General features: G+C 58.5%; 23 protein-coding genes and 1 pseudogene. 13 read left to right on the forward strand and 11 right to left on the reverse strand.

Going from position 1 to position 24,639, the window contains the following annotated elements:
- Nucleotides 1-2 precede the first annotated feature (2 nt).
- Nucleotides 3-1,136, reverse strand: a complete 1,134-nt coding sequence (locus AC5RVY_RS02365; protein WP_493953087.1) for an acyltransferase family protein — start codon at nucleotides 1,134-1,136, stop codon at nucleotides 3-5.
- Between the two features lie 281 nt (nucleotides 1,137-1,417).
- Nucleotides 1,418-2,003: pseudogene (locus AC5RVY_RS02370) on the reverse strand (2-oxo acid dehydrogenase subunit E2); the annotation flags it as partial.
- Nucleotides 2,004-2,696: 693 nt separating this feature from the next.
- Between AC5RVY_RS02370 and AC5RVY_RS02375 the strand changes: the two are divergent.
- The 13 genes from AC5RVY_RS02375 (at nucleotide 2,697) to AC5RVY_RS02435 (ending at nucleotide 17,978) form a co-directional block, all read left to right on the forward strand.
- Complete coding sequence (locus tag AC5RVY_RS02375; RefSeq protein WP_493953088.1) at nucleotides 2,697-4,196, forward strand: tyrosine-protein kinase domain-containing protein; 1,500 nt, start codon at nucleotides 2,697-2,699, stop codon at nucleotides 4,194-4,196.
- A 276-nt stretch (nucleotides 4,197-4,472) separates the two neighbouring features.
- Complete coding sequence (locus AC5RVY_RS02380; protein WP_493953089.1) at nucleotides 4,473-5,234, forward strand: WecB/TagA/CpsF family glycosyltransferase; 762 nt, start codon at nucleotides 4,473-4,475, stop codon at nucleotides 5,232-5,234.
- 92 nt (nucleotides 5,235-5,326) lie between these two features.
- Nucleotides 5,327-6,361, forward strand: a complete 1,035-nt coding sequence (locus tag AC5RVY_RS02385) for a glycosyltransferase family 4 protein (protein WP_493953090.1) — start codon at nucleotides 5,327-5,329, stop codon at nucleotides 6,359-6,361.
- Nucleotides 6,324-6,908: a serine O-acetyltransferase gene (locus AC5RVY_RS02390; RefSeq protein ID WP_493953091.1), complete on the forward strand. Its 585-nt coding sequence runs from the start codon at nucleotides 6,324-6,326 to the stop codon at nucleotides 6,906-6,908. Before AC5RVY_RS02385 ends, AC5RVY_RS02390 begins: the two co-directional genes overlap by 38 nt.
- Before the next feature lie 191 nt (nucleotides 6,909-7,099).
- Nucleotides 7,100-8,110, forward strand: coding sequence for a hypothetical protein (locus AC5RVY_RS02395; RefSeq protein ID WP_493953092.1), 1,011 nt, complete (start codon nucleotides 7,100-7,102; stop codon nucleotides 8,108-8,110).
- A gap of 559 nt (nucleotides 8,111-8,669) precedes the next feature.
- The gene (locus AC5RVY_RS02400; protein ID WP_493953093.1) at nucleotides 8,670-9,530 is read left to right on the forward strand and encodes an STELLO glycosyltransferase family protein; all 861 of its coding nucleotides are present in this window, start codon (nucleotides 8,670-8,672) and stop codon (nucleotides 9,528-9,530) included.
- Nucleotides 9,531-10,012: 482 nt separating this feature from the next.
- The gene (locus AC5RVY_RS02405; RefSeq protein ID WP_493953094.1) at nucleotides 10,013-10,603 is read left to right on the forward strand and encodes a glycosyltransferase family 4 protein; all 591 of its coding nucleotides are present in this window, start codon (nucleotides 10,013-10,015) and stop codon (nucleotides 10,601-10,603) included.
- Nucleotides 10,604-11,038: 435 nt separating this feature from the next.
- On the forward strand, nucleotides 11,039-12,067 hold the full coding sequence (gmd, locus tag AC5RVY_RS02410; protein WP_493953095.1) for a GDP-mannose 4,6-dehydratase: 1,029 nt from the start codon (nucleotides 11,039-11,041) through the stop codon (nucleotides 12,065-12,067).
- Nucleotide 12,068: 1 nt separating this feature from the next.
- A complete protein-coding gene (locus AC5RVY_RS02415; RefSeq protein ID WP_493953096.1) occupies nucleotides 12,069-13,043 on the forward strand; it encodes a GDP-L-fucose synthase family protein in 975 nt (324 codons plus the stop codon).
- Between the two features lie 56 nt (nucleotides 13,044-13,099).
- The gene (locus tag AC5RVY_RS02420) at nucleotides 13,100-14,536 is read left to right on the forward strand and encodes a sugar transferase (RefSeq protein WP_493953097.1); all 1,437 of its coding nucleotides are present in this window, start codon (nucleotides 13,100-13,102) and stop codon (nucleotides 14,534-14,536) included.
- A gap of 46 nt (nucleotides 14,537-14,582) precedes the next feature.
- On the forward strand, nucleotides 14,583-16,454 hold the full coding sequence (locus AC5RVY_RS02425; protein ID WP_493953098.1) for a DUF4012 domain-containing protein: 1,872 nt from the start codon (nucleotides 14,583-14,585) through the stop codon (nucleotides 16,452-16,454).
- 179 nt (nucleotides 16,455-16,633) lie between these two features.
- Nucleotides 16,634-17,230 (forward strand): LPXTG cell wall anchor domain-containing protein, encoded by a 597-nt coding sequence (locus AC5RVY_RS02430; protein WP_493953099.1) that lies wholly within the window; start codon nucleotides 16,634-16,636, stop codon nucleotides 17,228-17,230.
- A 340-nt stretch (nucleotides 17,231-17,570) separates the two neighbouring features.
- Nucleotides 17,571-17,978 carry a VanZ family protein gene (locus AC5RVY_RS02435; RefSeq protein ID WP_493953100.1) on the forward strand — a complete coding sequence of 136 codons (408 nt, stop codon included), beginning with the start codon at nucleotides 17,571-17,573 and terminating at the stop codon, nucleotides 17,976-17,978.
- An 8-nt stretch (nucleotides 17,979-17,986) separates the two neighbouring features.
- Here the strand turns inward: AC5RVY_RS02435 and galU are convergent, their stop codons facing one another.
- The 9 genes from galU to paaA all read right to left on the reverse strand — a co-directional run bounded on the left by galU (nucleotide 17,987) and on the right by paaA (nucleotide 24,443).
- Complete coding sequence (gene galU / locus AC5RVY_RS02440; RefSeq protein ID WP_493953101.1) at nucleotides 17,987-18,877, reverse strand: UTP--glucose-1-phosphate uridylyltransferase GalU; 891 nt, start codon at nucleotides 18,875-18,877, stop codon at nucleotides 17,987-17,989.
- A 113-nt stretch (nucleotides 18,878-18,990) separates the two neighbouring features.
- Nucleotides 18,991-19,167, reverse strand: a complete 177-nt coding sequence (locus AC5RVY_RS02445; protein ID WP_493953102.1) for a hypothetical protein — start codon at nucleotides 19,165-19,167, stop codon at nucleotides 18,991-18,993.
- Between the two features lie 41 nt (nucleotides 19,168-19,208).
- Nucleotides 19,209-19,337: a hypothetical protein gene (locus AC5RVY_RS02450; protein ID WP_493953103.1), complete on the reverse strand. Its 129-nt coding sequence runs from the start codon at nucleotides 19,335-19,337 to the stop codon at nucleotides 19,209-19,211.
- A gap of 121 nt (nucleotides 19,338-19,458) precedes the next feature.
- Nucleotides 19,459-20,238, reverse strand: a complete 780-nt coding sequence (locus AC5RVY_RS02455; protein ID WP_493953104.1) for an enoyl-CoA hydratase/isomerase family protein — start codon at nucleotides 20,236-20,238, stop codon at nucleotides 19,459-19,461.
- A 29-nt stretch (nucleotides 20,239-20,267) separates the two neighbouring features.
- Complete coding sequence (paaE, locus tag AC5RVY_RS02460; protein WP_493953105.1) at nucleotides 20,268-21,509, reverse strand: 1,2-phenylacetyl-CoA epoxidase subunit PaaE; 1,242 nt, start codon at nucleotides 21,507-21,509, stop codon at nucleotides 20,268-20,270.
- A 9-nt stretch (nucleotides 21,510-21,518) separates the two neighbouring features.
- Nucleotides 21,519-22,040 carry a 1,2-phenylacetyl-CoA epoxidase subunit PaaD gene (gene paaD / locus AC5RVY_RS02465; RefSeq protein WP_493953684.1) on the reverse strand — a complete coding sequence of 174 codons (522 nt, stop codon included), beginning with the start codon at nucleotides 22,038-22,040 and terminating at the stop codon, nucleotides 21,519-21,521.
- A gap of 11 nt (nucleotides 22,041-22,051) precedes the next feature.
- Complete coding sequence (gene paaC, locus AC5RVY_RS02470; protein ID WP_493953106.1) at nucleotides 22,052-22,987, reverse strand: 1,2-phenylacetyl-CoA epoxidase subunit PaaC; 936 nt, start codon at nucleotides 22,985-22,987, stop codon at nucleotides 22,052-22,054.
- Nucleotides 22,984-23,442 carry a 1,2-phenylacetyl-CoA epoxidase subunit PaaB gene (paaB, locus tag AC5RVY_RS02475; protein ID WP_493953107.1) on the reverse strand — a complete coding sequence of 153 codons (459 nt, stop codon included), beginning with the start codon at nucleotides 23,440-23,442 and terminating at the stop codon, nucleotides 22,984-22,986. Before paaB ends, paaC begins: the two co-directional genes overlap by 4 nt.
- The gene (paaA, locus tag AC5RVY_RS02480; RefSeq protein WP_493953108.1) at nucleotides 23,439-24,443 is read right to left on the reverse strand and encodes a 1,2-phenylacetyl-CoA epoxidase subunit PaaA; all 1,005 of its coding nucleotides are present in this window, start codon (nucleotides 24,441-24,443) and stop codon (nucleotides 23,439-23,441) included. The genes paaB and paaA overlap by 4 nt, the downstream gene beginning before the upstream one ends.
- Between the last annotated feature and the right edge of the window lie 196 nt (nucleotides 24,444-24,639).

Consider the following 24,639-nt stretch of genomic DNA (forward strand, 5'->3'; position numbering starts at 1 on the left):
TATCAGGGCTCCAAGGTTCTACCGCGAGAATCGCCAGAAGTCGTCTGCAGAGGCTCCCCCGTTCGTCGAATTCTAGACGAGGAGTTTGATAGGGAAAACAGCCACCCGAAGCCGCCTCGTTGGAGCAGACTACTTAGACAAAGCGCTGCCCCCACGAGGGAAGCGACGAGCAGTAACGGATATGCTGCGGCGAAGGCCGCGGCGACCCATCCACCTGTGAAGTCCCATGCGACGAGCCTCTCCATCAACGCAAGTAGCGGCAAGTGAAGAAGGTAAATGGGCAGAGTGTTCCTGCCTACGTACCCCCACACCTTTGTGAAAGCGTGGAACCTCGCGAGGAATGCCAGGACAGTCACACCCGCCCACACGGCCACGGCGGCTGCAAGGGGCCGCACCCCGGGAATAGCGCTCAGGTTCAGAACGTAAACCCCGACCACCCCCAGGTAGGCGCCACAGGCCAGCATCGCACGAGTGAGACTTGCCCTTGCGGCTACTGCCCTGACCGCGTCGGGAAAATAGGCGCCGGCAAAGAAAAATACAAAGTTTCCAACGACCCCCAACTGAACGGTCAACGGCCAGAGTGAAGCTACGAATGCCAGCATCAAGGCGAACCCAACACCAGCAACTCTGGGCAGCGCGGTAGACAGCTTGGCGAGGACAAAGTAAGCGGCCAACGCGTACAGGTACCACAGGCTGGACGCCGGAAAGGCGAGGGCGCCCAGCACGCCCGTAAGGCTCGCCGCGCTGTCTCCATCAACGTGGACACCCAGCGCCCAGTAGGCACAGGCGGAGAGTCCCAGCCAGAGTGCATAGACGTAGTAGGGTTGCGCAATCTTCCCCCTCCAAACGCTCCGCCACGGCCTTAGGACGGCACGCGACGCAAGCAGTCCGGAGACCAGGAAGAACAAGGGCATGCGCACGGGATTGAGGCCACGCCCCAGCGCATTCCAGACGGCATGTATAGGCTCAGGCGCGGGTATAAGTAGGAAGTGCTTGTTGGTCACATGTACAGCGACGACAAACACGATGCACACACCCTTGATGACGTCGGCCCAAGCAAGACGCCCGGTGATGCTCACATTCACATCTTGCACATAGGCCTCCCAGAACGCCTTTGCCACACCGTCCTTGATCATAGGCCAACAAGGAAGCGCCCTCGACGTCAGGTCAAAGGGCGGACATATTTGCTTGATCATCCGCATCCGCTTCAGGGCAGCGGGTAGAGCAGTATGAGTATCCGGCACATAAATCCGGCAAGCAGACGAGGATGTGGGTGGACGTTGAGCCGACAGTGCCCGGCAGATGCGAAGTCCGCAGCGGTGCAGAGAACAATGGCTGATGGTCAGCGGATTCCGGTGGCAACAACGGCGGCGCTGGCCCGCTTTCTAGGCTCCGCGCGTCATAACCGGAGTTGGTGTCAGATCTCCGCTAAAAGCGAGCCGGGCTTTTCGATGGCGTCCGCCACAAACCGCACGAACCCGGCCGCCGTCCCCCGTCGCAGACCCGGTGGTCAAAGGTGAGCGTCAGCTCGGTGACTTTCCGGTCGGCTAGCTCGCCGTTCACCACGATGATCCGGCCAACGCCCAGGATGGCCACCTCCGGATGGTTGATGATCGCCGCGGACCCGTCCACGCCGAACACGCCATAGTTGTTGAGCGTGAACGTCCCGCTGCCGAGTTCAGCCGGCGCGGCTTTACCCTGCCCGGCAACGTCGGTGAGCCGCCGGATCTCTGCGTCCAGTTCGCGGGCAGTCAGCTTTTCGGCAGACCGGACCGACGGCACTACTAGGCCGCTGTCGGTCAGGGCGGCGATTCCGAGGTGATACCGTGGAACCCGACAATCTCCCGGGAGCCGTCGCCTGAGGTTTCGATGCGTGTGTTCTGCTCCGGGTACTTCCTGAGTCCCGCGGTCACAAAGCGGGCGATGAACGCGAGCACGGCCGGGACCTGGGAGCTTCCTGTCTCGAGTCCCTCGCATAGTTCCACCAGCGCGGTGGCATCGACAGTTCCGCCTCTACCTCGAACTGCCTGAGGAAACGCACCATTGATGCCAACGATTCATTGGCCGTCTCGTTCTTTAGTGAGTCCACAGGCGACAGTTCGGGTGCTGTGCTGGCTGATCACCGACTGGTGGCCCGCTACGCAAGCAGGCTGGCCGAGTACGCGCCTACCCACCGCGCCGTGTCCCGGCTATGGGACCGTGCCCTGACTTGTTGATCTCCATGTTTCCAAGAAGATCGCCTTCACATGCCCCCCCACACCATGGCCAACAGGACGGTTCTGTTGCCCAGAGAGCCCAATCCTGCCCGTTCTTCTCGCATTAAGGTGTCGCAGCGCGTCTAGCCCGCGAGCCTCGCCCCTGAAAGCCGCCGCAACACCGGCGGCCATCTTCTGATGACCGAGGGTGTTCGGGTGCCACGATCGTCGGTGTACAAATCCGAGCCCTCAGCAACCCAGTGTGTGAAGACCTCCGAGTGGAATAGGGCTGGGCTAGAGTGCAGTTCCACAAGGGCCAACACGCGCGTTACTCTAACCAAGTTCGAAACCACCCTCTACCTGACCATTACGGTGTTAGCGGATGCCTGCGCCTGGAGTTGTCCAGAACTGAAGACAGGTACAATTCTCATGCAAGGCCATACTAGTTCTGGCCGCTGACAGGAATGGCAGCCTCAGCACTCGACTCAGGGGGACCCGGGCTTGGATTTACGCGACTATTTACGCATCATTCGACATAGCTGGAGATTAATTGTCGCCGTTTCGTTGGCTGGCCTTCTCGTTGGCGGAGGTGCCTCGCTACTCAGCAAACCGACCTACACGGCCGAAACGCAACTGTTTGTTGCAATCCAGAGTTCGGGCACGGTCACAGAACTTCAGCAGGGCAATACATTTACTCAAGCTCGTGTCCTGTCATACGTCAAGACCGTTGCGTCTCCTTTGGTCTTGCAGCCAGCCATCGACGCGTTGGGGCTAGCAACTCCTGTCGACATATTGGCGAAGCGGGTCGAAGCCAAATCCGAGCTGAACACGGTCCTAATCGAAATCTCCGTTAAGGATGAGTCTCCGATTCAAGCTGCCGCGCTCGCCCAAGCCGTAGCAAACAGCTTAATAAAGGCCGTGGATACACTCGAAAAGCCTCAATCGGGAGGCGGTTCCTCGCCCGTCAATCTGTCAATCATCAAACCAGCAACCGCCCCCACTAGCCCGTCCGCACCTAATGTCGAGCTGAACTTGCTCGTCGGTTTTCTGGGAGGCATTGCCCTTGGTGTTGGCGGTGCAATCCTTCGGAGCACCCTCGACAACCGCATTCGCGGAGAAGCCGATCTGCGGCGAGTAACAGATGCTCCACTTCTGGGCGGAATCTCGTTCGATCAGGATGCGACCCGAAAGCCCTTGCTAACGCAAACGGCGTCGCAAAGTCCCCGCGCGGAGTCCTTCCGGCAGTTTCGAACTAACCTTCAATTCGCCAACGTCTCGGGTCACGCAAAGACAATACTTATAACATCTTCGGTACCTGGAGAAGGCAAAAGTACAACGGCCACAAACCTAGCAATAGCTCTAGCGCAGGCTGGAGAGACTGTGTGCCTTGTCGACGCCGATCTCCGACGACCAATGATCAATGAGTACTTGGGACTAGACCGGAGTGTGGGACTCACAACCGCTTTGGTGGGACGGGGCGATGTCAACGACATCCTCCAACCCTGGGGCGAGCACAACCTCTACGTTCTAACTTCGGGCCAAATTCCCCCTAATCCGAGTGAGTTGCTTAGTTCTGAGGAAATGAAACAATTAATTACCGGACTAGAAAGTGCCTTTGACACCGTGGTCATTGATGCGCCGCCGCTACTGCCGGTTACCGACGCGGCGGTTCTGTCTCAGCACGTCGGCGGAGTAGTCGTGGTGGTTGGATCGGAAAAGTTGCGACACCATGATTTGGAAAAGTCCCTTGGGGCACTTGCAATGGTGGGCTCAAACCTACTAGGAGTCGTATTGAACCGGCTTCCAAGCAAGGGTCCCGACGCATATTCCTACTCATATTACGGCCATGACGAGAAATCTTCAGCGAAACCGTCACAAAAGAAACTGCGAACCCCTAGAGACCGCACTCCGAGTGATGCTGGGCCTGATGAGTTCAACCAAATTATCTACGGGACGGAGCGGGAGAAGGCTCACATAAGCCCAGTACGCCCGGAAAACTAGGCGCCAATTGGCTATGTGTGATGCCCGCGGACGCTAACAACTGAACCAAAGGCACGAAACGCATACTGAAGGCTTCAGAGCTTCACTTATCAGCAACGCCAGGGCACACTTTGGGCGTGCTCCTGTGACTATCAGCGGCTTAGCTCACAGGCGATGGTCAGCTCCCCCGCCGCATGGTTGATCAACTAACGGATCGGTCCCCGTTGTCAAATATGCGGTCGGACCAAGGTGCCGTGTGAAGCAGCTTTTCAGAGGTACATTTTCGAAATGAGATCCATGGAAATTATTACTAAGCAAATAGGTGCCGTCCGGTTTTGGGTGTCATCGCCCTCTGAGGCTGTCGACAGGATCGTTGAGCTTGCTGCAGGCGTGAAACGACAAGGTCTCCCCATCTTCTTCGCCAACGCCTATACGGTCTCCTTGGCCGATTCCGATAGAACCTACCAAGAATTATTAAACTCTGGAGGAATTACCTTCGCTGACGGGAAACCGATATCTTGGATTTCTCGCTTCCTGGACCACAATCCTCGGGTTAACCAAGTGCGAGGGCCAGACACCTTTGAGAGAGTTATCCAAAAGGGCCAACAACACCAGTTGCGGCACTTCCTTCTGGGATCCACACCTGACGTCTTAGAGAAGCTGGAATCCAAACTACGGCGACGGTTCCCTGAGGCGCTAATAGTGGGAAAATATTCACCTCCATTCCGGCCGCTTAACCCAGATGAATTGACTGAACAAGACGACCGAATAGAACGTAGCGGCGCCCAGATCGTATGGGTTGGTCTCGGAACCCCCCGACAAGACTTCGAAGCAGCCCGCATTGCATCGACAACAGCCGTACTTGCCATTGCAGTTGGGGCTGCCTTCGACTTTACTGCGGGCACCAAGCCTGCTGCTCCTGCCTGGATGCGCAATGCCGGGCTGGAATGGGTTTTCCGCTTCGTGTCCGAACCACGCCGGCTGTGGCGACGCTATCTTGTTGGCAACCTCTTATTTTTGAAGTCCTGCTGGAAACATCGGGGGCTTGCGGAGGCATAATGTCGAGCGAACCACATAACACGAGCTCCAAAGCCCTCCCCCAGGTCCTCGTAATTAGCCAACTCCCCCCACCGGTCCATGGATCCACCGTTATGACGCAGGTATTCCTAGAGGCGCTTGAGCGACTCGGCTACACAACGAACCTCGTGGATCGACGATTTAGCGTGAATATGACACAGGTCGGTAAGCCATCGTTAGGAAAGATCTGGAGTGCTTTTGGGCTGCTCCTACGCTTGATCGGTTCTATCGTAAGAGGCAGACCTGATGTGTGCGTATTTTTCGTCACTACGCGACCTGGTTCCCTGATTATAGATTGGGTTCTCTCCGAAACACTTGCGGCCTTTAAAATCCCTACAATAGCGTACTTGCATACGTTGGGGTTTGGAGCGTTGGCGGCAAAGTCGCCCTTCTGGAAGATGCTCATCCAACGCCTACTTCGAAACTGCGCGAAAATTGTGACCCTTTCGCCGCATTTATACTCCGATGCGGCCAAGTTCGCGCCAAGAAGCGAGTTCTCGTTTGTTGCTAATACTGTCCACAATGCGACTGACGGGTGTAAACACCGCACGCCACCATCGGGGGGACACGTAGTCTTCATGTCGAACTTGCTTCCTGAGAAGGGTGCCAGAGACTTTATTCTTATGGCCAAAAAGCTGATGCCTGTGACAGATGCCAAGTTTAGTCTCATCGGTGCTAGTACGGACGAGGATTTCTTGGCTGAATTACGGCTCTTGGTTCAAGAGTTGGGCCTAAGCAATCGGCTTTCGATGCCGGGCCCGCTCTATGGCGCCGAAAAATGGCGAGCCCTTAGTGAAGCCACTGCGCTTGTATTTCCGAGCACATATCGCTTTGAAGCGCAGCCTCTAACGATCATTGAAGCTTTGCTGACCGGGACACCAATTCTCGCCTATCGTGCTGGTGCCATCGCAGATTGCATCGTCGCGGGAGAAACGGGCTGGCTAACGGACCCCGGAGATATCGACGCCTTAGCGGAGCGCGTGCTCGAGCTCCTGACCGATGACCAAGAGTGGTCCGTCCTATCGGACAAATGCCGAGCCTTGTACGCCGACCGCTTCTCAAGAGAGACTTATGAAAGGAGCTGGCGTGAAATTCTCAAACCCTTCTGACTCTTCAATCCGCTCCGCATTCACATTGGCGTTAAGTGACATTGCCGCTAACCCCCGCGATCCGAAGGCGCAGCTTGCCCTAACCCTATTTCGTCTTGCGCACTGGGCTCGGACAGGAAGCCGGCCCAAAGCCCTTATCCTGTGCCCTATCGTGATCCTTTATCGAATCGCGGTCGAATGGCTTCTTGGAATCGAACTTCGGCCCAAAACCAAAGTAGGTCCTGGGCTTAGGCTATACCATGGGATTGGGTTGGTAATTAACGATGGGGCCACACTAGGCCGCAACGTAACGCTTCGGCATGGTGTGACCATCGGTAGTGCGCAACATGGCGGGCCGTCCCCCGTAATTTGCGACGACGTAGAAATTGGCGCTGGGGCAATCCTGTTGGGTGGTATCACTATAGGTCGGGGGGCTTCAATCGGAGCGGGAGCCGTAGTGGTGCGGGATGTCCCCGCAGGGTGTATAGCCAGAGGCAACCCAGCGGCCATCTTCCACGGGAAGGATCAAATCTATCCCGTCATAGACCGATTAGAGAGTCGCACATGATTCGACGGCGAAACCCGTTGAAGAGCGGATTGGCTGGAATAGTTGATCAGTCCTCTATAGCAATTACAAACCTTTTACTAACACTTTATGCCGCGCAGGGCGGCGTCAACAGCTTGGGTTCGTTTGCCCTTGTAGGAGCACTTTATTTCTCGAGTCTCATTCTTATGCGGGCGCTCCTAGCCGAACCATACATGGCCATTGACGACACCGGATCAAGACACTTTTACGGCACCATTTCGTTGACATTTGCGCTAATTGGTTGCACGGTCAGTGGTATCATCGCCGTTGCATTCTTCCCCATGAGCATCCAATGGTACCTGATGCCTCTATTGATTCTGGTCCTAAGCCTGTTTGAATTCGCACGTATCAGGGCTTACGCGGAAGGACGTCCTGGTACTGCCTTGGCCGGCTCTCTTGCTGTGCTCCTTGTTGTCGCCGGTACTGGGTTAGTCGACGCGAACTTCAGCCAAGACAGATGGGTAGCTCTGACGTGGTATTGGTTGGCAGGAGGTCTCATTGGCTATATTATTTTGATATTCCGAACCGGAGGCTTACCGACAGTCAAGTCCGGGGCTTGGTCTTGGTTTATGCAGAACCTGCTACCAAAGGGGAAAAGCCTCGCCTTGGACTCGGCTGGGATCATCCTTGTGGCACACGTCGGCCTATTTATCATCAGCCACAATGGAAACCTTACTGAGGTTGCGTCGGTAAGGGCCATTACGGCACTCCTTTCCCCTGTTTCTCTGGTCTTTACCGGCCTAACTATTAGCTTGACACCAGCACTCGCGCGATCAGACTCTGCATCGCATGGATCCACCCTCAGGGCCTTTTGGACCCTGATTCTGACCGTCTCCTTATCAGCCACAGTGGTCGTTTCTGCATTTGGCTCGCAAATTATTTCAATTGCATTCGGCATATCTGCTGTGCCGGAATACCGGACTCTACTGGTGGCCGTTGCCTCGGTAGTCGTGTTCTCTCTGGGAGCGCCACTGCTCGCGCAGGTCCGCGTTCGTGGAGCCTATTCCATTGTTGCCGCAGTGCGCTTGGTCACGGGTATTATCACCGTCTTAGCCCTTGCCTTAGCAAGCGCGGGCGACTTAGGCTTGATGTTCTTTTCTCTCCAGCTCGGACAAGCAGTTCTTATCCTGGCAGGCGCATGGTTCGCCCTCAGGCCCCCGGGAGACGGTGTTCGGGCCGTGTAATTTCGATGACACTAGCAGAAGTTTTGAGATCTGCTCCAGTACAGAGGTCAGCGTTCTTAGCTCGGCTTGTTCATGACCTGAAACAAGTGCCCTCGAGCACAGCCTGAATATTCACTTGCCGTTAACGTATTGGGATAGGTCACTCAGTCTTTTGCGACCCTCACATTGCACGTGGGGGGATTCCTGCTGCCAGCTCAAGACCCTGCGCACCGCGGAGGCGTCAGTACCAAAAAGAGTTCACGAGAGTCGACTGGTACGCAATGTCGCCTGGCTCGGTAACTTTATTCTTGGAACTTGTGACAAAAACCATCCGAATTCTTCATTCGCAGCAGGCGTAGCTAAGATGTGGAAGAAACCTCGCTACATTCGCAGCGACAGTCAGTGTTTTTATGGGAAGTGACAAAATATGAACCGTCAAGCTATGGTCCTAACAACGATCAATGGCCCAACGCCAGCTGTGCTTGAGCTGGCTGGCAGAAGCCACGATTGGCCGCTAATAGTCGTTGGCGATGCCAAGACACCCACGGACTGGCAGGCGCCTGATACCAAGTTCATGTCTATGACTGATCAGAAGGCATCGCGAGGGCGTCTGGCCGCGTCACTTCCACAGAATCATTACTGCCGAAAGAATCTGGGTTACCTCGCAGCCATTTCAAACGGTGCCACCATATTGGCGGAAACTGATGACGACAACTTCCCCCAGGGTTGGCCCTACGAGGCGCCGGTCGACCACCTCGAGGCGCCCGTCCTGTCAACCGATGGCTGGGCCAACGTATACTCCTTCTTCACCGAAGCGAAAATCTGGCCACGAGGGCTGCCTCTAGGGGAAATAGCGGGTGACCTGCCGCGTTGGGAAAATTTGCCCACGGCGCGCCGAAAAATAGGTGTTCATCAGTTTCTCGCGGCTGGCGACCCCGATGTTGATGCAATTTACCGCCTCACCGTAGGTCGCGATGACCACAAGTTTTATGACCGCTCGCTTATTCTCGACAAGGGCACAGCAGTCCCTTTCAATTCACAGTGCACCATCTGGTTTGAAGAAGCGTTTCCGTTGATGTATCTGCCAAGTAATGTGAGCTTCCGCATGACCGACATCTGGCGGTCCTTTGTCGCGCAAATCTGCCTTTGGGCGATGGACAGTCACGTCGCATACCACGGTCGAGGCGTTTATCAGGAGAGGAACGCGCACGACCTTCACCGAGATTTCCTTCAGGAGGTGGTGGGATACGAGCGCAATGATGAGATATTCAAGGTCCTTTCAGGGCTCGAACTCGATTCGAATCCCGCCGAGGCGGGTAGTAATCTAAGGACGTGCTACTTGGCGTTGCGGAAAATCGAGGTTGTCGATGACGCCGAATTAGCCATGGTCAACGACTGGCTGGCCGACCTTGAGGCTATCAAGAACGGTCAAAAGCTTTGACGGAGCAGATTGGCATAACTGCCGCCGGTGACCCTCGGGACGGGAAAACTTGGAGTGGTACTCCAAAAGCTTTGGTAAATGCTGCGGAAGCCCTGGGCAAGTCAGTAGTCACTTTCTCTGGACAATATTCCCAACAGTTAGACAACATGCTCTACCTGCCATCGATTCTCCGCCATGGGGTGGGTGCACGGCGATTCAGGCACTACTACGGTCCCTCATTTCGTAAAAACGTAGCTCAGTATGCAATACGGCGAGAAGCGCATCCGGACATTCCCTTTTTGCACACGGACCATCTATGGCTGGACCCGGCTCGAGTGGACCGGAAAGACTTCCTTTTTAGAGACTGTGGTTGGACGTCGTGGGCACAGTCGAGGGGGTTGAGTGTAGCTCTGACTCAGAAAATTGGTCGTCGGTATGCCGCCTTGCTGAATCGAGTAGGACACGTCTTTACGACGTCAGAGTGGGCCAAGAATGAACTCATTATGGACGGTGCTCGCCCTGAAAATGTGACTGTCGTGGGCACGGGTGTCGGCAATCTGATTAAGCCATATTTCGGCGAGAAGGACTATACAAGCGGCGTCACTTTGTGCGTCGCCAAAGTTCGTCATTACGATAAAGGTATCGACCTATTACTGGAGGGTTTCAAAGTAGCGCGGCGTTCACGGCCGGATCTATCCTTACACCTAGTTGTTCCTCCTAATTCTGTAAGGCAAGCCCCAGGGCTCCATCTATACAGCAGTTTGCCTGCCGACGACTTGATTTCGCTGTACCAAAAGGCTCCCTTGTTTGCGATGCCAGCTAGAAACGAGCCATATGGTCTTGTATATCGAGAAGCCCAACTAGCTGGCATGGCCCTCCTAGGGGCATCGCGGGGGGCATTTCCCGAGTTTGCAGCTCATGGAAATAGCGGCTTCATCGTCAAGGAATTAACAGCGGAAGCTGTGGCTCAAGCACTATTGGACGCTCATGGGGACCCTGAAGGCCTTAGGCGTATGGGTCACCTCGGGCGCGAAGCGGCAATCGGCGCGACTTGGAAAAACACCACAGAGGCTATTCTCGAGCGCATGATCTGACGTTATTGTCGACCAAGAGGATCTTCCTGTTTTTGTGAATCGGAAACGGTACCAACCCGGATGACACCCTTTCGATTTGGACGCCGGGCAAGTGCTGGGGATCGTAACGGTCGAGACAGCACAGACGTTGGAAAACTTGTTGTTCGCCCGACGGCTTGAATGGCGTACGAATGCGCAGATCGTCGAGTGCTGGGGCAGCCTCCTCATAGGCTTGAAAGCTAGCCTCCGGTAGGCAACTTTGTAGCAGTCGCAAATGGGCCTTGAGTTGCGGTGCAACCAACCCTCAGATACTTCACGACGGAATGCCACCCCAGCAGACAGGTCCCATTCCCAAGACGTTACAAAGAACGGTTATAGTAAGTGTGAAACACTAGCTAAGGGGCAGTGTGCCGCATTTAGCGTTGAGACGTGCCCCTTTTTCGTACTGGGGGAACCTTGACCAAGCGCGCTCTTATTACCGGCATTACAGGCCAGGACGGCTCCTACTTAGCAGAACTATTGTTGAGCAAGGGTTACGAAGTCCATGGCCTTATACGCCGGGCATCTACGTTCAATACAGCACGAATCGACCACCTGTATGTAGACCCGCATGACCCCAAGGCTAAGCTCTATCTCCATTACGGCGACCTCAGCGATGGCGCTCGCCTCGTAACTCTTATAGCTGAAATACGGCCCGACGAGGTATACAACCTTGCCGCGCAGTCCCACGTTCGCGTCTCGTTCGACGAACCAGAGCACACTGCGGACACGACAGGTGTCGGCTCAATCCGGCTACTAGAAGCAGTTAGGCTGTCCGGAATAGAGACGAAGTTCTACCAAGCGTCATCCTCAGAGATGTTTGGGGCAACGCCTCCTCCGCAAGACGAAGAGACGCCTTTCTATCCTCGCTCCCCATACGGCGCAGCGAAGGTTTACAGCTACTGGATTACCAAGAACTACCGCGAGGCCTACGGACTCTTCGCGGTGAATGGCATCCTGTTCAACCATGAGTCGCCGAGGCGCGGTGAGACCTTCGTTACAAGAAAAATCACTCGTGCGGTGGCCGCCATAAAGGCAGGCAAACAAGATTTACTCTATATGGGCAACCTGGACGCCGTTCGAGATTGGGGTTATGCAGCAGAGTATGTCGAAGGAATGTGGAGGATGCTCCAAGCGGACGAACCTGAAGATTTTGTTTTAGCCACGGGCGGTAATTACACGGTCCGAGACTTCCTGCAAATTTCCTTCGAACATGCCGGGTTGAACTGGGAAAATCATGTGCGTTTTGATGAGCGATACTTGAGGCCCACGGAAGTGGATGCCTTGGTGGGCGATGCCTCTAAAGCTCAGGAAAAGCTCGGGTGGAAAGCATCAATCCACACTCCTGAGTTGGCCCGCATCATGGTAGACGCTGACATTGAAGCTCTTAAACATGCCGGCAACCATTGGATTGACACCGTTTCGTTGGAAAGTTGGACGAAATAGAATGCATGATGGTATCGAGTTTAGAGCAACTCCCTTAGATCGCTCGTCGACCTTTTACGTTGCAGGACACCGTGGCCTAGTAGGATCCGCGCTATGGCGACAGTTGAAGGCTGCGGGTTTCACTGAGCTAGTGGGACGCACTTCCGCCGAGTTGGACCTGAGGAACCGCGATGCCGTTTTTGACTTTTTTTCTTCTACGAAGCCTCGCTACGTTGCACTCGCTGCAGCCAAAGTCGGTGGCATCATGGCCAACAACACCTATCCGGTGGACTTTCTGAGTGAAAATCTCAGGATTCAGGTCAACGTCCTGGACGCGGCAAGGGAGCACGGAGTTGAAAGGCTGTTGTTCCTGGGTTCCTCGTGCATCTATCCGAAGTTCGCCGCGCAACCAATCCGGGAGGATTCTCTTCTTACAGGGCACCTAGAACCCACAAATGACGCCTACGCTATTGCAAAAATTGCCGGCATTATGCACGTTCAAGCGATTCGCCGCCAGTACGGCCTCCCTTGGATTTCGGCGATGCCCACCAATCTCTACGGACCTGGCGATAATTTTTCGTCTACAGGTTCACACGTCCTGCCCGCACTGATTCGGCGGTACGACGATGCAGTAAGGTCAGGCGCAACCACGGTTACAAATTGGGGGTCCGGATCGCCTCGACGTGAATTCCTGCATGTCGACGACATGGCGGCCGCGTGTTTGCATCTGCTTGAAAACTACGACGGGCCTTCACAAGTCAATGTAGGCACGGGCAGTGATGTCACGATCAAAGAGTTGGCGTCCATAGTAGCGGACGCTGTGGGCTACAGCGGGACTATCGAGTGGGACTCGAGCAAGCCCGATGGAACGCCTCGTAAACTCCTAGATGTATCGACACTAAGCGATGTTGGATGGACCGCGGCCATCAGTCTTTCTGACGGCATCCGAGAGACTGTCGACTGGTATCGAGCGAATGTGTCGGCCGTTCGGCGCTAGACCACGCACCGTCTAATGGCGCCCGTGGGTTAAATCTAAGTGAATGGGGGACTCCGTTGAGGGCGGACGCGAACTGGCGCCTACGGGCGTCCCGTCAGCTGAGGTGTGTCGATGCTTTTGTCGTAGCCTGGGCAGTCGTCGGCGCCTATATCGTGCGGTTTGGACTCGAACCTGATTTCGTGGTGTCTGGTCAGGAGCTTAATTACGCAATATTGTCTCTGTCGCTATCTGTCGCATGGTGGCTGATGCTTGGCGCTTGGAACAGCAGACAAAGCCGCATCCTTGGCGCGGGGCCCGATGAATACAAACGAGTGGCGGCGGCATCGCTCTGGCTATTCGGGTTGGTAGCCATCATTTCTTACCTGCTCCGCGTCGACACCGCACGGGGCTACGTCGGTATCGCACTCCCAGTAGGGCTCGGCGGACTGTTGCTTGCAAGATGGCTTCTTCGGCAGCACCTAAACATCGAGCGGCAACGAGGTGGGAGCATGTCGCGTCTCTTGCTGTTAGGAGGACCAAGCGCTATTGCCCATCTCGCAGCGTCACTGGAGAGTGCCAAGCACGCTGGCTACCTACCCGTTGCTGCGTACGCACCGGGGTCACACGACTGTCCAGACATTGAGTCCGAGTCGGGCCTACCCATTTTGGGGTCCAGGCCAGAAACGAAATCTATTCTGGAATGTATTGAGCTGTGCCGCGCAGACGCGGTCGCCATTTCCGCTGGGGTCCAATTGCATCCTCAAACACTTCGTCACTTGGGTTGGGAGCTTGCAGCTAGGAATGTCGGCCTCATCATGGCTCCCGCGCTTACCGACATAGCAGGACCGCGCATACATACACAACAGGTTGCTGGACTCCCGCTTATCCACGTGACGACACCTACACTGGAAGGCGGCCAGCGAGTCGCCAAACGTCTAACGGACCTAGTGGTGTCCTCGCTGATGATTGCTGTCCTGGCCCCACTTATGATTGTGATTGCTGTGCTCGTGAAGTTAGAAAGTCACGGTCCCGTCCTTTTCAAACAAGAAAGAGTTGGAATCGAGGGCAAACGCTTTGGCATGCTCAAGTTCCGCTCAATGGTGGTTGACGCCGAAGACATGCTCTCCGGGCTCGCGGAACACAATGAAGGCGCCGGAGTTCTGTTCAAGATGCGAAATGACCCGCGCGTAACACGCATCGGTGCACTTTTGAGAAAGTACAGCCTGGACGAGCTCCCTCAGCTACTCAATATCTTGGCAGGATCCATGAGTTTGGTCGGTCCTCGTCCGCCATTGCCGCAGGAAGTCGAGGCTTACGAACAGGACGTTCGTCGCCGCCTGCTGGTGAAACCAGGTTTGACGGGTTTGTGGCAGATAAGCGGTCGATCTAACTTGTCTTGGCAAGACTCTGTTCGCCTTGACCTTTACTACGTAGAGAACTGGTCGTTGGCTGGTGATCTTGTAATTATCTTGCGGACCTTCCGCGCAGTCTTTCTCAGCACGGGCGCATACTGATGCGAGTGCTGCCTATATACATCCCCCGGAAAGGACTTGGGCTCCTATGAGCGAAGTCAAGGAGCGCGGCACTGACCGTAAAAAAAGCGATGGGTCCGAATCCGGACGGGGACAGAGATCTCACCTCCGTCATCGGCTGCTGACTGCCTTCATCTGGATCGCCATCCTAGTGGCCGTCACCGCAACTGCTTCCGGCTGGCTGGGGTCACGAGCGTCGATAATAAAGGAACAGCTCCAACTGGCAAATGGCATGGTTCCGCTACTCAAGGAGAATTTGGTTCAAGGCGACGGCGCGGCTGCTGCCGAAACCATGGATGCGATTACGAATCACACGTCGAATGCTAGGCGTGCCGCGGCTGACCCGGCTTGGGTTTTGGCCGGTACTTTACCATGGATAGGAAACAATTTTCGGGTTGTAAATGAGTTGGCCAAGACTGTCGACGATGTCACTACTCTCGGCGCGGCACCTCTCGTGCAAGTTTCTGAGTCACTAGATTGGAAAACACTCGCTCCCGCGGGCGGCGAGATCCGTGTGGGCGAAATCGCCAAGGTGGCGCCGACAGTCCGGTCTGCGTCCGACGCAATCGGCCAGTCATCCGATCGCCTCGATGCACTTGATGCTGACGGCGTCATCCCTCAGGTTGCCGCGCCTCTGCTGGAAGCGCGGGAACGGCTCGCCTCCGTACGCGCAAGTCTGGACTCAGCAGCCAATGCGGCGATGATTTTGCCCGAGATGGTGGGGGCCGAATCACCGCGGACTTACTTGCTGATGATACAAAACAGTGCGGAGGTGCGGGCCTCTGGTGGAATCCCTGGAGCTCTTGCAGTACTGAACATGGATAAAGGCAAACTGACTTTGGGAGTTCAAAGCAGCGCAGGAGAATTTGGAACGATGACTCCCGTTTTACCGGTTGATTCATCTCAGGAGCAAATATATTCTGCACGTCTAGGCAAATACATGCAGGACGTCAATCTGACACCTGACTTCCCCACTACGGCCAGCATTGCCCAAGCTATGTGGGAGAAGAAGACAGGCCAACGCGTAGACGGTGTGATTTCGATTGATCCGGTCGCACTAAGCTACCTTCTGGAGGCCACCGGACCCGTGCAAGTCAACAGCGCTGAGTCACTTCCAGTGACTGGCCAAGGATTACCAACCGAGCTGAACGTAAACAACGTCGTCCAGACACTACTCTCGGACGTCTACTCCAAGATCGAGCAACCAAACCTTCAGGACGCATACTTCGCAGGCGTGGCTCAAGAGGTGTTTGCAGTTCTATCGAATGGCGGCGGTGATGCCAAGGGACTCATAAATGCGATCGGGCGCGGTACGCAGGAAGGTCGCATATTGCTTTGGGCGGCCAATAAGAACGAGCAAGCCGTAATTTCGAAGTACCCGCTAAGTGGTTCTATAGCCGGTCCGAGCGTCCAACCAGCCCAGTTTGGTGTCTACTTCAATGATGGTACCGGTGCGAAGATGGATTACTACGTAAAGCGCACAGTTCGACTAATCAAGGAATGCCCCAAGGACGGATACGAGCAGACTACCGTGCGCGTCACGAATACGAACACTGCTCCTGCAGACGCTGCTATAGCGCTGCCAGCGTATGTGACGGGAGCCGGGAAATATGGTGTGCCCCCCGGTTCTATACGCACCAACATCGTGGCCTACGGGCCGGTCCAGGCAAATATGGAAACCGCCAAGTTGGATGGTCAGAGAACGGAATTTGCCCCCTACCAGCACAGCGACAGGCCGGTCGGCGTCTTGGCCGTGCAGTTGGCGCCTGGAGAAAGCAAGACGGTGGAATTCACCTTCGGGAAAATTGTTCAGCACTCGGAACCTAACCTGGTTGTCACGCCAACCGTTCAGGATGTAAAAGATGTGGCTTTGCCTACAGAGAACGCGGTATGCGGCTAGCACGCATATACATCGCGTTAACACTATGTAAACCGATTGGATTGAGATTGCTCACAAGCCATAGCAGATGGTAGCGTCTTCTTTGGGATATCTATCCGTAGTTCTGCACAAGGTCTCGTGCGGAGGGGAATACGCCCCAAAATCGGGTACATTAATACTTATCGTCTCCGGGGGGACACATGAAGAAAACACTCGCAGCACTTGCACTTGCCGGCTCGCTCGCCCTTATTGGGTCACCTGCCGTTGCAGCCACCTACCCAGCACTTCCGCCTCAGGCTGCCGTTTCCGACGGCACTGTTGGCCCAGGCGAAACCTTCGTTTTCCGCGGTCAGGGTTTCCTCGCCGGCGAAGGGCTCACCATCACCGTCACACCGGGACAGGCTCCCGCTTCCAACGGTGCAGCCTTGGGCCGCTCTGTTGTCGCAAAGATTCCCGTCTTTCAGGCTCCCCAGACGCTCTCGGCAGTTGCCGACGCTCAGGGCGCCTTCTCACTGCCGATCTCCATCAGCGAAGCCGGCACCTACAGCCTCACCGCCACGGGTAATACCTCCGGCATCACGGTTGGTCCCGTCACCGTCACTGTGGCGGCTTCCCTGGCAAACACCGGTGGTAACGCTGGCGGCGCTGCGCTGGCTAACACCGGCTCGGGCCTTGCCAACACTGGTGCCGACTCGGGTCTGGTTCTCTGGACTCTGGTTGGTGCCGGCGCTCTCGCTGCGGGTGCAACTTCCGTAGTGGTTGTTCGCCGCCGGGCTAAGGCCGAGGTAGCTGCATAACCGCAGTTCCCTACACGCACCAAAGAAAGGTGGGTGTTCTCCTGAAAGCGGAGGACGCCCACCTTCTTTTGTTTCGGTTTCGGCGGGCTCAACCACTGGCCGCGCTCAACGGATCAGGTGTGGTAACTATTAGAGTTATGGGGACACATTGACGCGGACCACCGAGAGACTTCGACTTCTCCGTACCGCTCCCCCGCTCTCAGATGCTCGGGCACGTCCTGCTGGGGGTCCTGACAGTTGTCGGCCCTAGCCACAGCGGCGGTCGCCCTTCTGCGGACCTCCTGAGGCCGGCTTGAGGCATCTTCACAATCGCCTGCTTTGGCGAGTCATCCTTGCCGCGATGCTCATCCCCCTAGCATTCATCGCCTTTTGGCCGACGCCCGTGGACGAACCTGTTCAAAGGCAGCTCTCGGGCGCCCTGGATTTTCTCCACCATCACGGTATCCCCCAATGGTTCAATTACAAATTCGTTGAGGCGTCCGCGAACGTCGTTCTTTTTGTACCCGTGGGGTTAGTGGCCGCACTCGCGTTCCCGCAAAAGCGCTGGTGGCAAATCGGCGCATTCGGCTTGCTGGTTTCTGGCGGAATCGAACTTAGCCAGCTCTTGTTGCTTCACCAACGCTTTGCAAGCCCGTCAGACGTCGTGACCAACACGTCAGGCGCTGTTATCGGCGCTCTGCTAGCCGCTCTGGCCAGTAAAAAAGGAAGGCCTGCCGCCTTTCGGCAGCAGGCCTTCCAGAAGCGTTAGCGGCAGAATTAGCCGACGAAGCCTTTCATCCAGGTCTTCAGGTCCTCGCCGAACTCCACACGCTCAGAAGCCAGCGTGATGACGGCCTTGAGGTAGCTCAGCTTGTCGCCCGTGTCGAAGCGGCGGCCCTTGAAGACTACGCCGTACACTCCTGAGCCTTCACCCTCCCCGGCGGCCAGGGTCTGCAGGGCGTCCGTCAGCTGGATCTCTCCACCGCGGCCCGGCTCAGTGTTCTCCAGGACCCCGAATACGGACGGGTGCAGGACATACCGGCCTATTACAGCCAAGTTGGAGGGAGCTTCACCAACAGCAGGCTTCTCCACCAGGCTGTTCACGCGGACGTAATCCTCGCCGTCGACCGCTGTGATGTCAGCGCAACCGTAGGCGCTGATCTGGGTGGGATCCACCTCGATGAGGGCGATGACCGATCCCCCGGTCTTCTGCTGCACCTCCATCATGGTGGTCAGCAGGTCCTCCGCCTCGTCAATGAGGTCATCACCCAGCAGGACAGCGAAGGGCTCGTTGCCCACGTGCTGGGCGGCGCACAGCACTGCGTGGCCCAGGCCCTTGGCCTCACCCTGGCGGACGTAGTGGATGGGGCCCAGCTCCGACGCGTACTGCACGGAGTCCAGCTTGTCCTTGTCCCCCTTCAGCTCCAGCGCGCGCTCCAGGCCCGGCTCGCGGTCAAAGTGGTCCTCCAGGGAGCGCTTGTTGCGCCCCGTGATCATCAGCAGGTCGGTGAGCCCGGACTTGACGGCTTCCTCCACGACGTACTGGATGGCGGGCCGGTCAACCACCGGCAACATTTCCTTCGGCATTGCCTTGGTGGCGGGCAGGAAGCGAGTCCCCAATCCGGCAGCAGGAATGACGGCTTTGGTGATAGCTTTCCCCTTAGTCATAGCTGAACCATACAAATCAGCGGCAGGCAAAGGCAATTTCCCGCCAGCGAACTTCGGCTCCCGCTTCTCCTGGAAAGCCCGGACACCCTCCCGTCCAAGGGGCTATGGACAACCTAGGTGCGTGGGCTGGGACCCGCCTCGTCCGAGAAGGTGGTTCCGCCTTCATCGGTCACCAGCTCATCGGATTCCTTCAGGCCTGCTGACCCGGAACAGTCATCGCAGCGGCCCACAAACTGGTGGGGGCAGGTGGCGAGGTTGATGCCGTCCCCCGTGGATAACCTGGCTCGCATTGAATCCGCCGTTCCTGAATCGTCCCGGTCCCCCGGGGGATTCATTGTTCAGCCGCCGTGATGATGGTGCCGGCGAACTGCTGGGGCGGGAGCCGTGATCGCGAAAGCTCTCTCTCCTCGCCGGCACTTTCAGTGAACAGGGAACCCAAACGGGAAACACGAGTAGCCAATACCCGATTCCTTCAGCCCGACCGTACCTTCCTAAGCCAAAGGAGGCGGAACCTACCTAAGCCCCTACTTGGTTTCGCGTCCCGGCACCTCAACCACCGAGCGGCTTAACCGCAGAACGGCTCAACCGCGGAACTGCGGCTCGCGCTTCTCTTGGAACGCCCGGAAGCCCTCGGCGTAATCGTCGGTCTTGCAGAGCCTGGCTTGCTCGGTATTCTCCTCCGCCATGGCCTCCCACAGGCCCAGCCGCTGGTCGCGGATGTGCGCCACCAGCTCCTTGCTCGCGGTAAAGGCACCGGTGGCGCCTCGCGCCACCCGGCCCACAATTTGCCGGGTGTTTTCCAGCAACGAATCCGCCGGCATGGCACGGCTGAACATCCCCTGCGCCACGGCCTCGGTGCCGCTCATCAGGTCCGCCGTGTAGATCAGGTCCAGCGTCCGGTGCATTCCCAGCCGCTCCGTGAAGTACCAGTGCCCGCCCGAATCCAGCGTTGCCCCCAGCTTGGCGAACGGCGACCCGAACTTGGCGTTCTCCGCCACATACACCACGTCAGTGGCCAGCAGCAGCCCCAGCCCCACGCCCAGGCAGGCGCCGTGGGCTGCGGCGAAAGTCGGCGCGGGAAAAGAAGCCATTTTCTTCAGCAGCGGCTCCACCAGCCCGCCCAGGTACGCGGCGGCATCGTCACTGTCCGGCGAGACGTTCGAAATGTCCCGGCCCGCGCAGAAGGCGCGGCCCTCTCCCCTGAGCAGCAGCGCCCGCACCTCACCGCGTGAGGCGGCGGCAGCAGCGTCGTCGTACGCCTGGGACAGTTCCTCCAGCGCCGGCTCGTCCAACGAGTTCAGCTTGTGCGGGACGTCCAGGACAACTTCGGCGATGCTGTTGCTGATGGAGAGGGAAATCATGGGGCTCCTTCTTTAGGGGCGGGCAAAACTTAGACGTCGAAGTCGACGGTGACTTCCTTGCTGGTGGGATGGCTCTGGCAGGTCAGTACGTAGCCCTTGTCCAGCTCATCCTGCTCCAGCGCGTAGTTTTCGTCCATGGTCACGCTGCCGGTGACCACCTTGGCCCGGCACGTGCCGCACACTCCCCCGGCGCACGCGAACGGCACATCCGGGCGGACCCGCAGCGCGGCGTTGAGGATGGACTCGCGGGCGTGGGTGGGGCTGGCCACCTCGCCCTGCAGGCCGTCCAGCTTGAACGTGATCTTGTACGTCTCCTTGGACTCGTCCACCACCACGGGGCGGCCGGCGTGCCCCTCCGGCCGGTCCGGCTTGCCCGACGTGAACAACTCGAACCGGATGTTCTCCGGCTTCACCCCGCGCTCGGCCAGGGTGTCCCGGCACAGCTGCACCAGCTCGAACGGCCCGCACAGGAACCACTCGTCCACATCGTCCGCGTGGATGGCCGTGCCCAGCAGCTGCTGGAGCTTCTGGGCATCGATCCTTCCACTGAGCAGCGGCGCGATCCGCTGCTCGCGGGACAGCACGTGGTGGATGGCCAGCCGCTGCGGATACTTGTCCTTCAGGTCCGCCAGCTCCTCCAGAAACATCACGTCCATGGCGGCCTTGTTGGCGTAGATCAGGTCGAACCGGCACTCCGGGTTTTTGGCCAGCAGCGTGCGGGCGATCGCGATCACCGGGGTGATACCGCTGCCCGCGGCGATGGCCACAAAGTTCGCTTCCCCGCTGGAGGCGACGTCCCCGGCGAGCTCCTCCGGGTTGTTCATGGAGTTCATCCGGTTCTGCTCCACGGCCTTGCCGTCGCGGCCGTGCTTGGACACGAACGCGCCCATGGGGCTCATCACGTCCAGGGTGTCCCCGGCCTTGAGCTCGGCGTTGGCCCAGGTGGAGAACAGCCCGCCCAGGTCCTTCTTCACGGCCACCCGGATCTCGCTGCTGCCGTCCCCGAAGCTGCGCGGCTCGGCGCAGATGGAGTAGCTGCGGCGTACCTCGTGCAGTTCGCCGGTCTCGTCCGGGAGCTTGGTGCGCAGGGCCACGTACTGGCCGGGCAGGTAGTCGAACTGGCCGGCGAGCTCCTGGGGGACGTGGAAGGCCACCTCGATGGCGTCCTCGGTGAGCCGGCGCACCTCCTTCACGGCGAGGCTGTGGAAGGACGGACGACGGCGGCCGGTGGCCTGCGCCGATTCGGCGGCGGTCTGGCGGACAACAGGCATGGGGCTTCCTTACAGCACTTTGAAGTAGTCGAACGGTTCCTTGCAGTCCTGGCACGCGTACAGGGCCTTGCAGGAGGTGGAGCCGAAGCGGGTGAGCTCTTTGGTGTTCAGGCTGGCGCACTGGGGGCACTTGACGGCCATCTTCAGGCGGATAGGGCCGGCGTGCCGTGCCGCATTGGACATGCCCGACGGCGGGGCGATGCCGTACTCCTGCAGCTTCGCCTTTCCGGCGTCGGTCATCCAGTCCGTGGTCCAGGCCGGGGCGAGCACCAGGTCCACCTCGACGTCCTGGTAGCCCTCTTTCCTGAATGCCGCTTGGACGTCGTCGCGGATGGCGTCCATGGCCGGGCAGCCCGAGTACGTGGGGGTGATGGTGACTGTGACTTGTCCGTTTTTTACTTCCACGTTGCGCAGGATGCCCAGGTCCTCGATGGTGAGCACCGGGACCTCGGGATCGCAGACGGTGGCGGCGATGTCCCACGCCTTCTGCCGCGGGGTCCGGGTCCGGGTTTCAAAGTCCGAGATGTACATGGCCGCCGCCGTCACCAGCTTGCTCCTGGGTGCTCGCGGGCCAGCACCTGCATCTCGGCCAGGATGTAGCCCAGGTGCTCCGAATGCTTGCCGTGCCGCCCACCACCGGGAGCGGCCGGGACGTCCGGGACCTCGAGTTCTGGCTCTTTCAGGATTTCCCCGGTCAGCCGGTCAAAGTCCTCGCGCAGGCTGGAAGGCGCGACGGCGGCACCCGCCTCGGCGAGCCGCTGCGTCAGCTCATCGTCCTGGAACAGTTCGTTGACGTACGGCCACATCAGGCGAAGCCCGTGGATCATCCTTCTGCGGGATTCCTCGGTGCCGCCGGCCAGCCGGAGGATCCATTGGGCACTGTGGTCCCGGTGGTAGTCCACTTCCTTTACGGCCTTGGCGGCTATCGCGGCCAGGGTTTCGTCCGTTGATGCGGTGAGCCGGCGGTACAGCTCGAACTGGTAGTAGCTCACGATGAACTGGCGGGCGATGGTCACCGCGAAGTCGCCGTTGGGCTGCTCGAACAGCTGGACTGAGCGGAACTCGTGCTCGCGGCGGAAGTAGGCGAGATCGTCCTCGGACTTGGCGGTGCCGTCGTCGTTGGTCCATCCACCGCCGGCGTAGCTGAGGAAGCTGCGGGCGTGGCCCAGCTGGTCCAGGGCGATGTTGCCCAGGGCCACGTCCTCCTCCAGCTCCGGGGCGCGGGAGATCCAGTGGCCCAGGCGCTGGGCGAGGATCAGGGCGTCGTCACCAAGCCGCAGCGCGTACTCTGCTACGTCCTCTGTTGGTTTCGCGAGTCCAGTGCGGACCTCGAGTGCGATGTCCTCCGGTCGCAAGGCGTTGCCGGGCGTGATTCTTGTTGCGCTGGCGTTCGAATCGCCGCTTCCGGAAGGGGCATGCACACCGGTGGAGATATCGCCGTGGCCTGTTGTTTCGGTCTTGGAGCCGGTGGGGATCACAGGTGCTTCACCCCCTCGCTCTTGGTGTAATACGTGGCGTGCCGGTAGTCCTTGCCCTGCGGCGACTCAAAGAACGAGCCCTTGGCGTCCGGATCGCTGGCGGCGATGGCCTCGGCCGGGACAACCCAGATGGAGACGCCCTCGTTGCGGCGGGTGTAAAGGTCGCGGGCGTTGCGCAGGGCCATGGCGGCATCGGGTGCGTGCAGGGACCCGGCGTGGACGTGGCTCAAACCGCGGCTGGACCGGACGAAGACCTCCCACAGGCCCCAGGCGTTCCGGTCGTGGTGCTCGGGCTGCGCAACGGCAGCCGGGGCGGCCGGAGTTCCGGGAGCCGCGGAAGCACTAGGGGCCGCGGTATCTGCCGCGGTGTCCGGACCTGCCGAGACCTTGGGCGCGTCGCGGTTGATTTCACTGGCGGAGCTGGCGGGCTCTTCCGGGTTGCCGTGCGGGCTCATGCTGCGTATTCCTTCGTCGTCATTGACTGTTTTGCTGCGTAAGCGGCGGCTGCCTCGCGGACCCAGGCGCCGTCGTCGTGCGCTTCCCTCCGGCGCTCCAGGCGCTGGGCGTTGCAGGGGCCGCGGCCGGCGAGGACTTCCTGGAACTCGTGCCAGTCCAGCGGGCCGTGCTCCCACTTCCTGGTGTCCTCGTTGTAGCGGACCTGGTCATCGGGGAGGGTGAGGCCCAGGACCCGGACCTGCTCCACCATCATGCCCACGAAGCGGCTACGGAGCTCATCGTTGCTGAAGCGCTTGATGTTCCAGGCCATGGACTGCTTGGAGTTGGGCGAATCGTCATCCGGCGGCCCGAACATCATCAGGGCCGGGGCGTACCAGCGGTTCACGGCGTCCTGGGCCATCTGCTTCTGCTCCGGGGTGCCGTTGGAGAGTTCGAGAAGGATCTCGAAACCCTGGCGCTGGTGGAAGGACTCTTCCTTGCAGATGCGCACCATGGCGCGGCCGTAGGGGCCGTAGGAGGCGCGGCACAGCGGGACCTGGTTGCAGATGGCGGCGCCGTCCACCAGCCATCCGATGGCGCCCATGTCCGCCCAGGTGAGCGCCGGGTAGTTGAAGATGCTCGAGTAGCGGGCCTTGCCGGCGATGAGGTCTTCCATCATCTTGTCCCTTGTTTGGCCAAGGGTTTCGGCGGCGCTGTAGAGGTAGAGTCCGTGGCCGGCCTCGTCCTGGACCTTGGCCATGAGGATGGCCTTGCGCTTGAGGCTGGGGGCGCGGGAGATCCAGTTGGCTTCGGGCTGCATGCCGATGATCTCGGAGTGCGCGTGCTGGCTGATCTGGCGCAGCAGGGTCTTGCGGTAGGCCGCCGGCATCCAGTCCTTGGGCTCGATGCGTGAATCCTCGGCCATGACCCGGTCAAAGTTGGCCTGGCCTGCCGCCTCTGCCGTCTCGCTGGTTCCAGCCGTTAGCTCAGCCGGCACTGACTGCAAGTTCTGCGCTGCCATGGTTGCTCCTATGCAAAGACCTTCTGGGACGGCCCGAATTATTTACCGACCGTTCGTTCAGGATATGCGGAAGCGCGGAAGCCCGTCAAGCGCCCCACCCCTCCCCCCGAACGCCCCATCACCTCCCGCACGTTTTTCAGGAACGCCCCATCACCTCCCGCGGGTTCTCCCGGACGCCCCTGCGCCTCGCCAATTC

This window comes from Arthrobacter sp. Ha26, assembly GCF_059091705.1.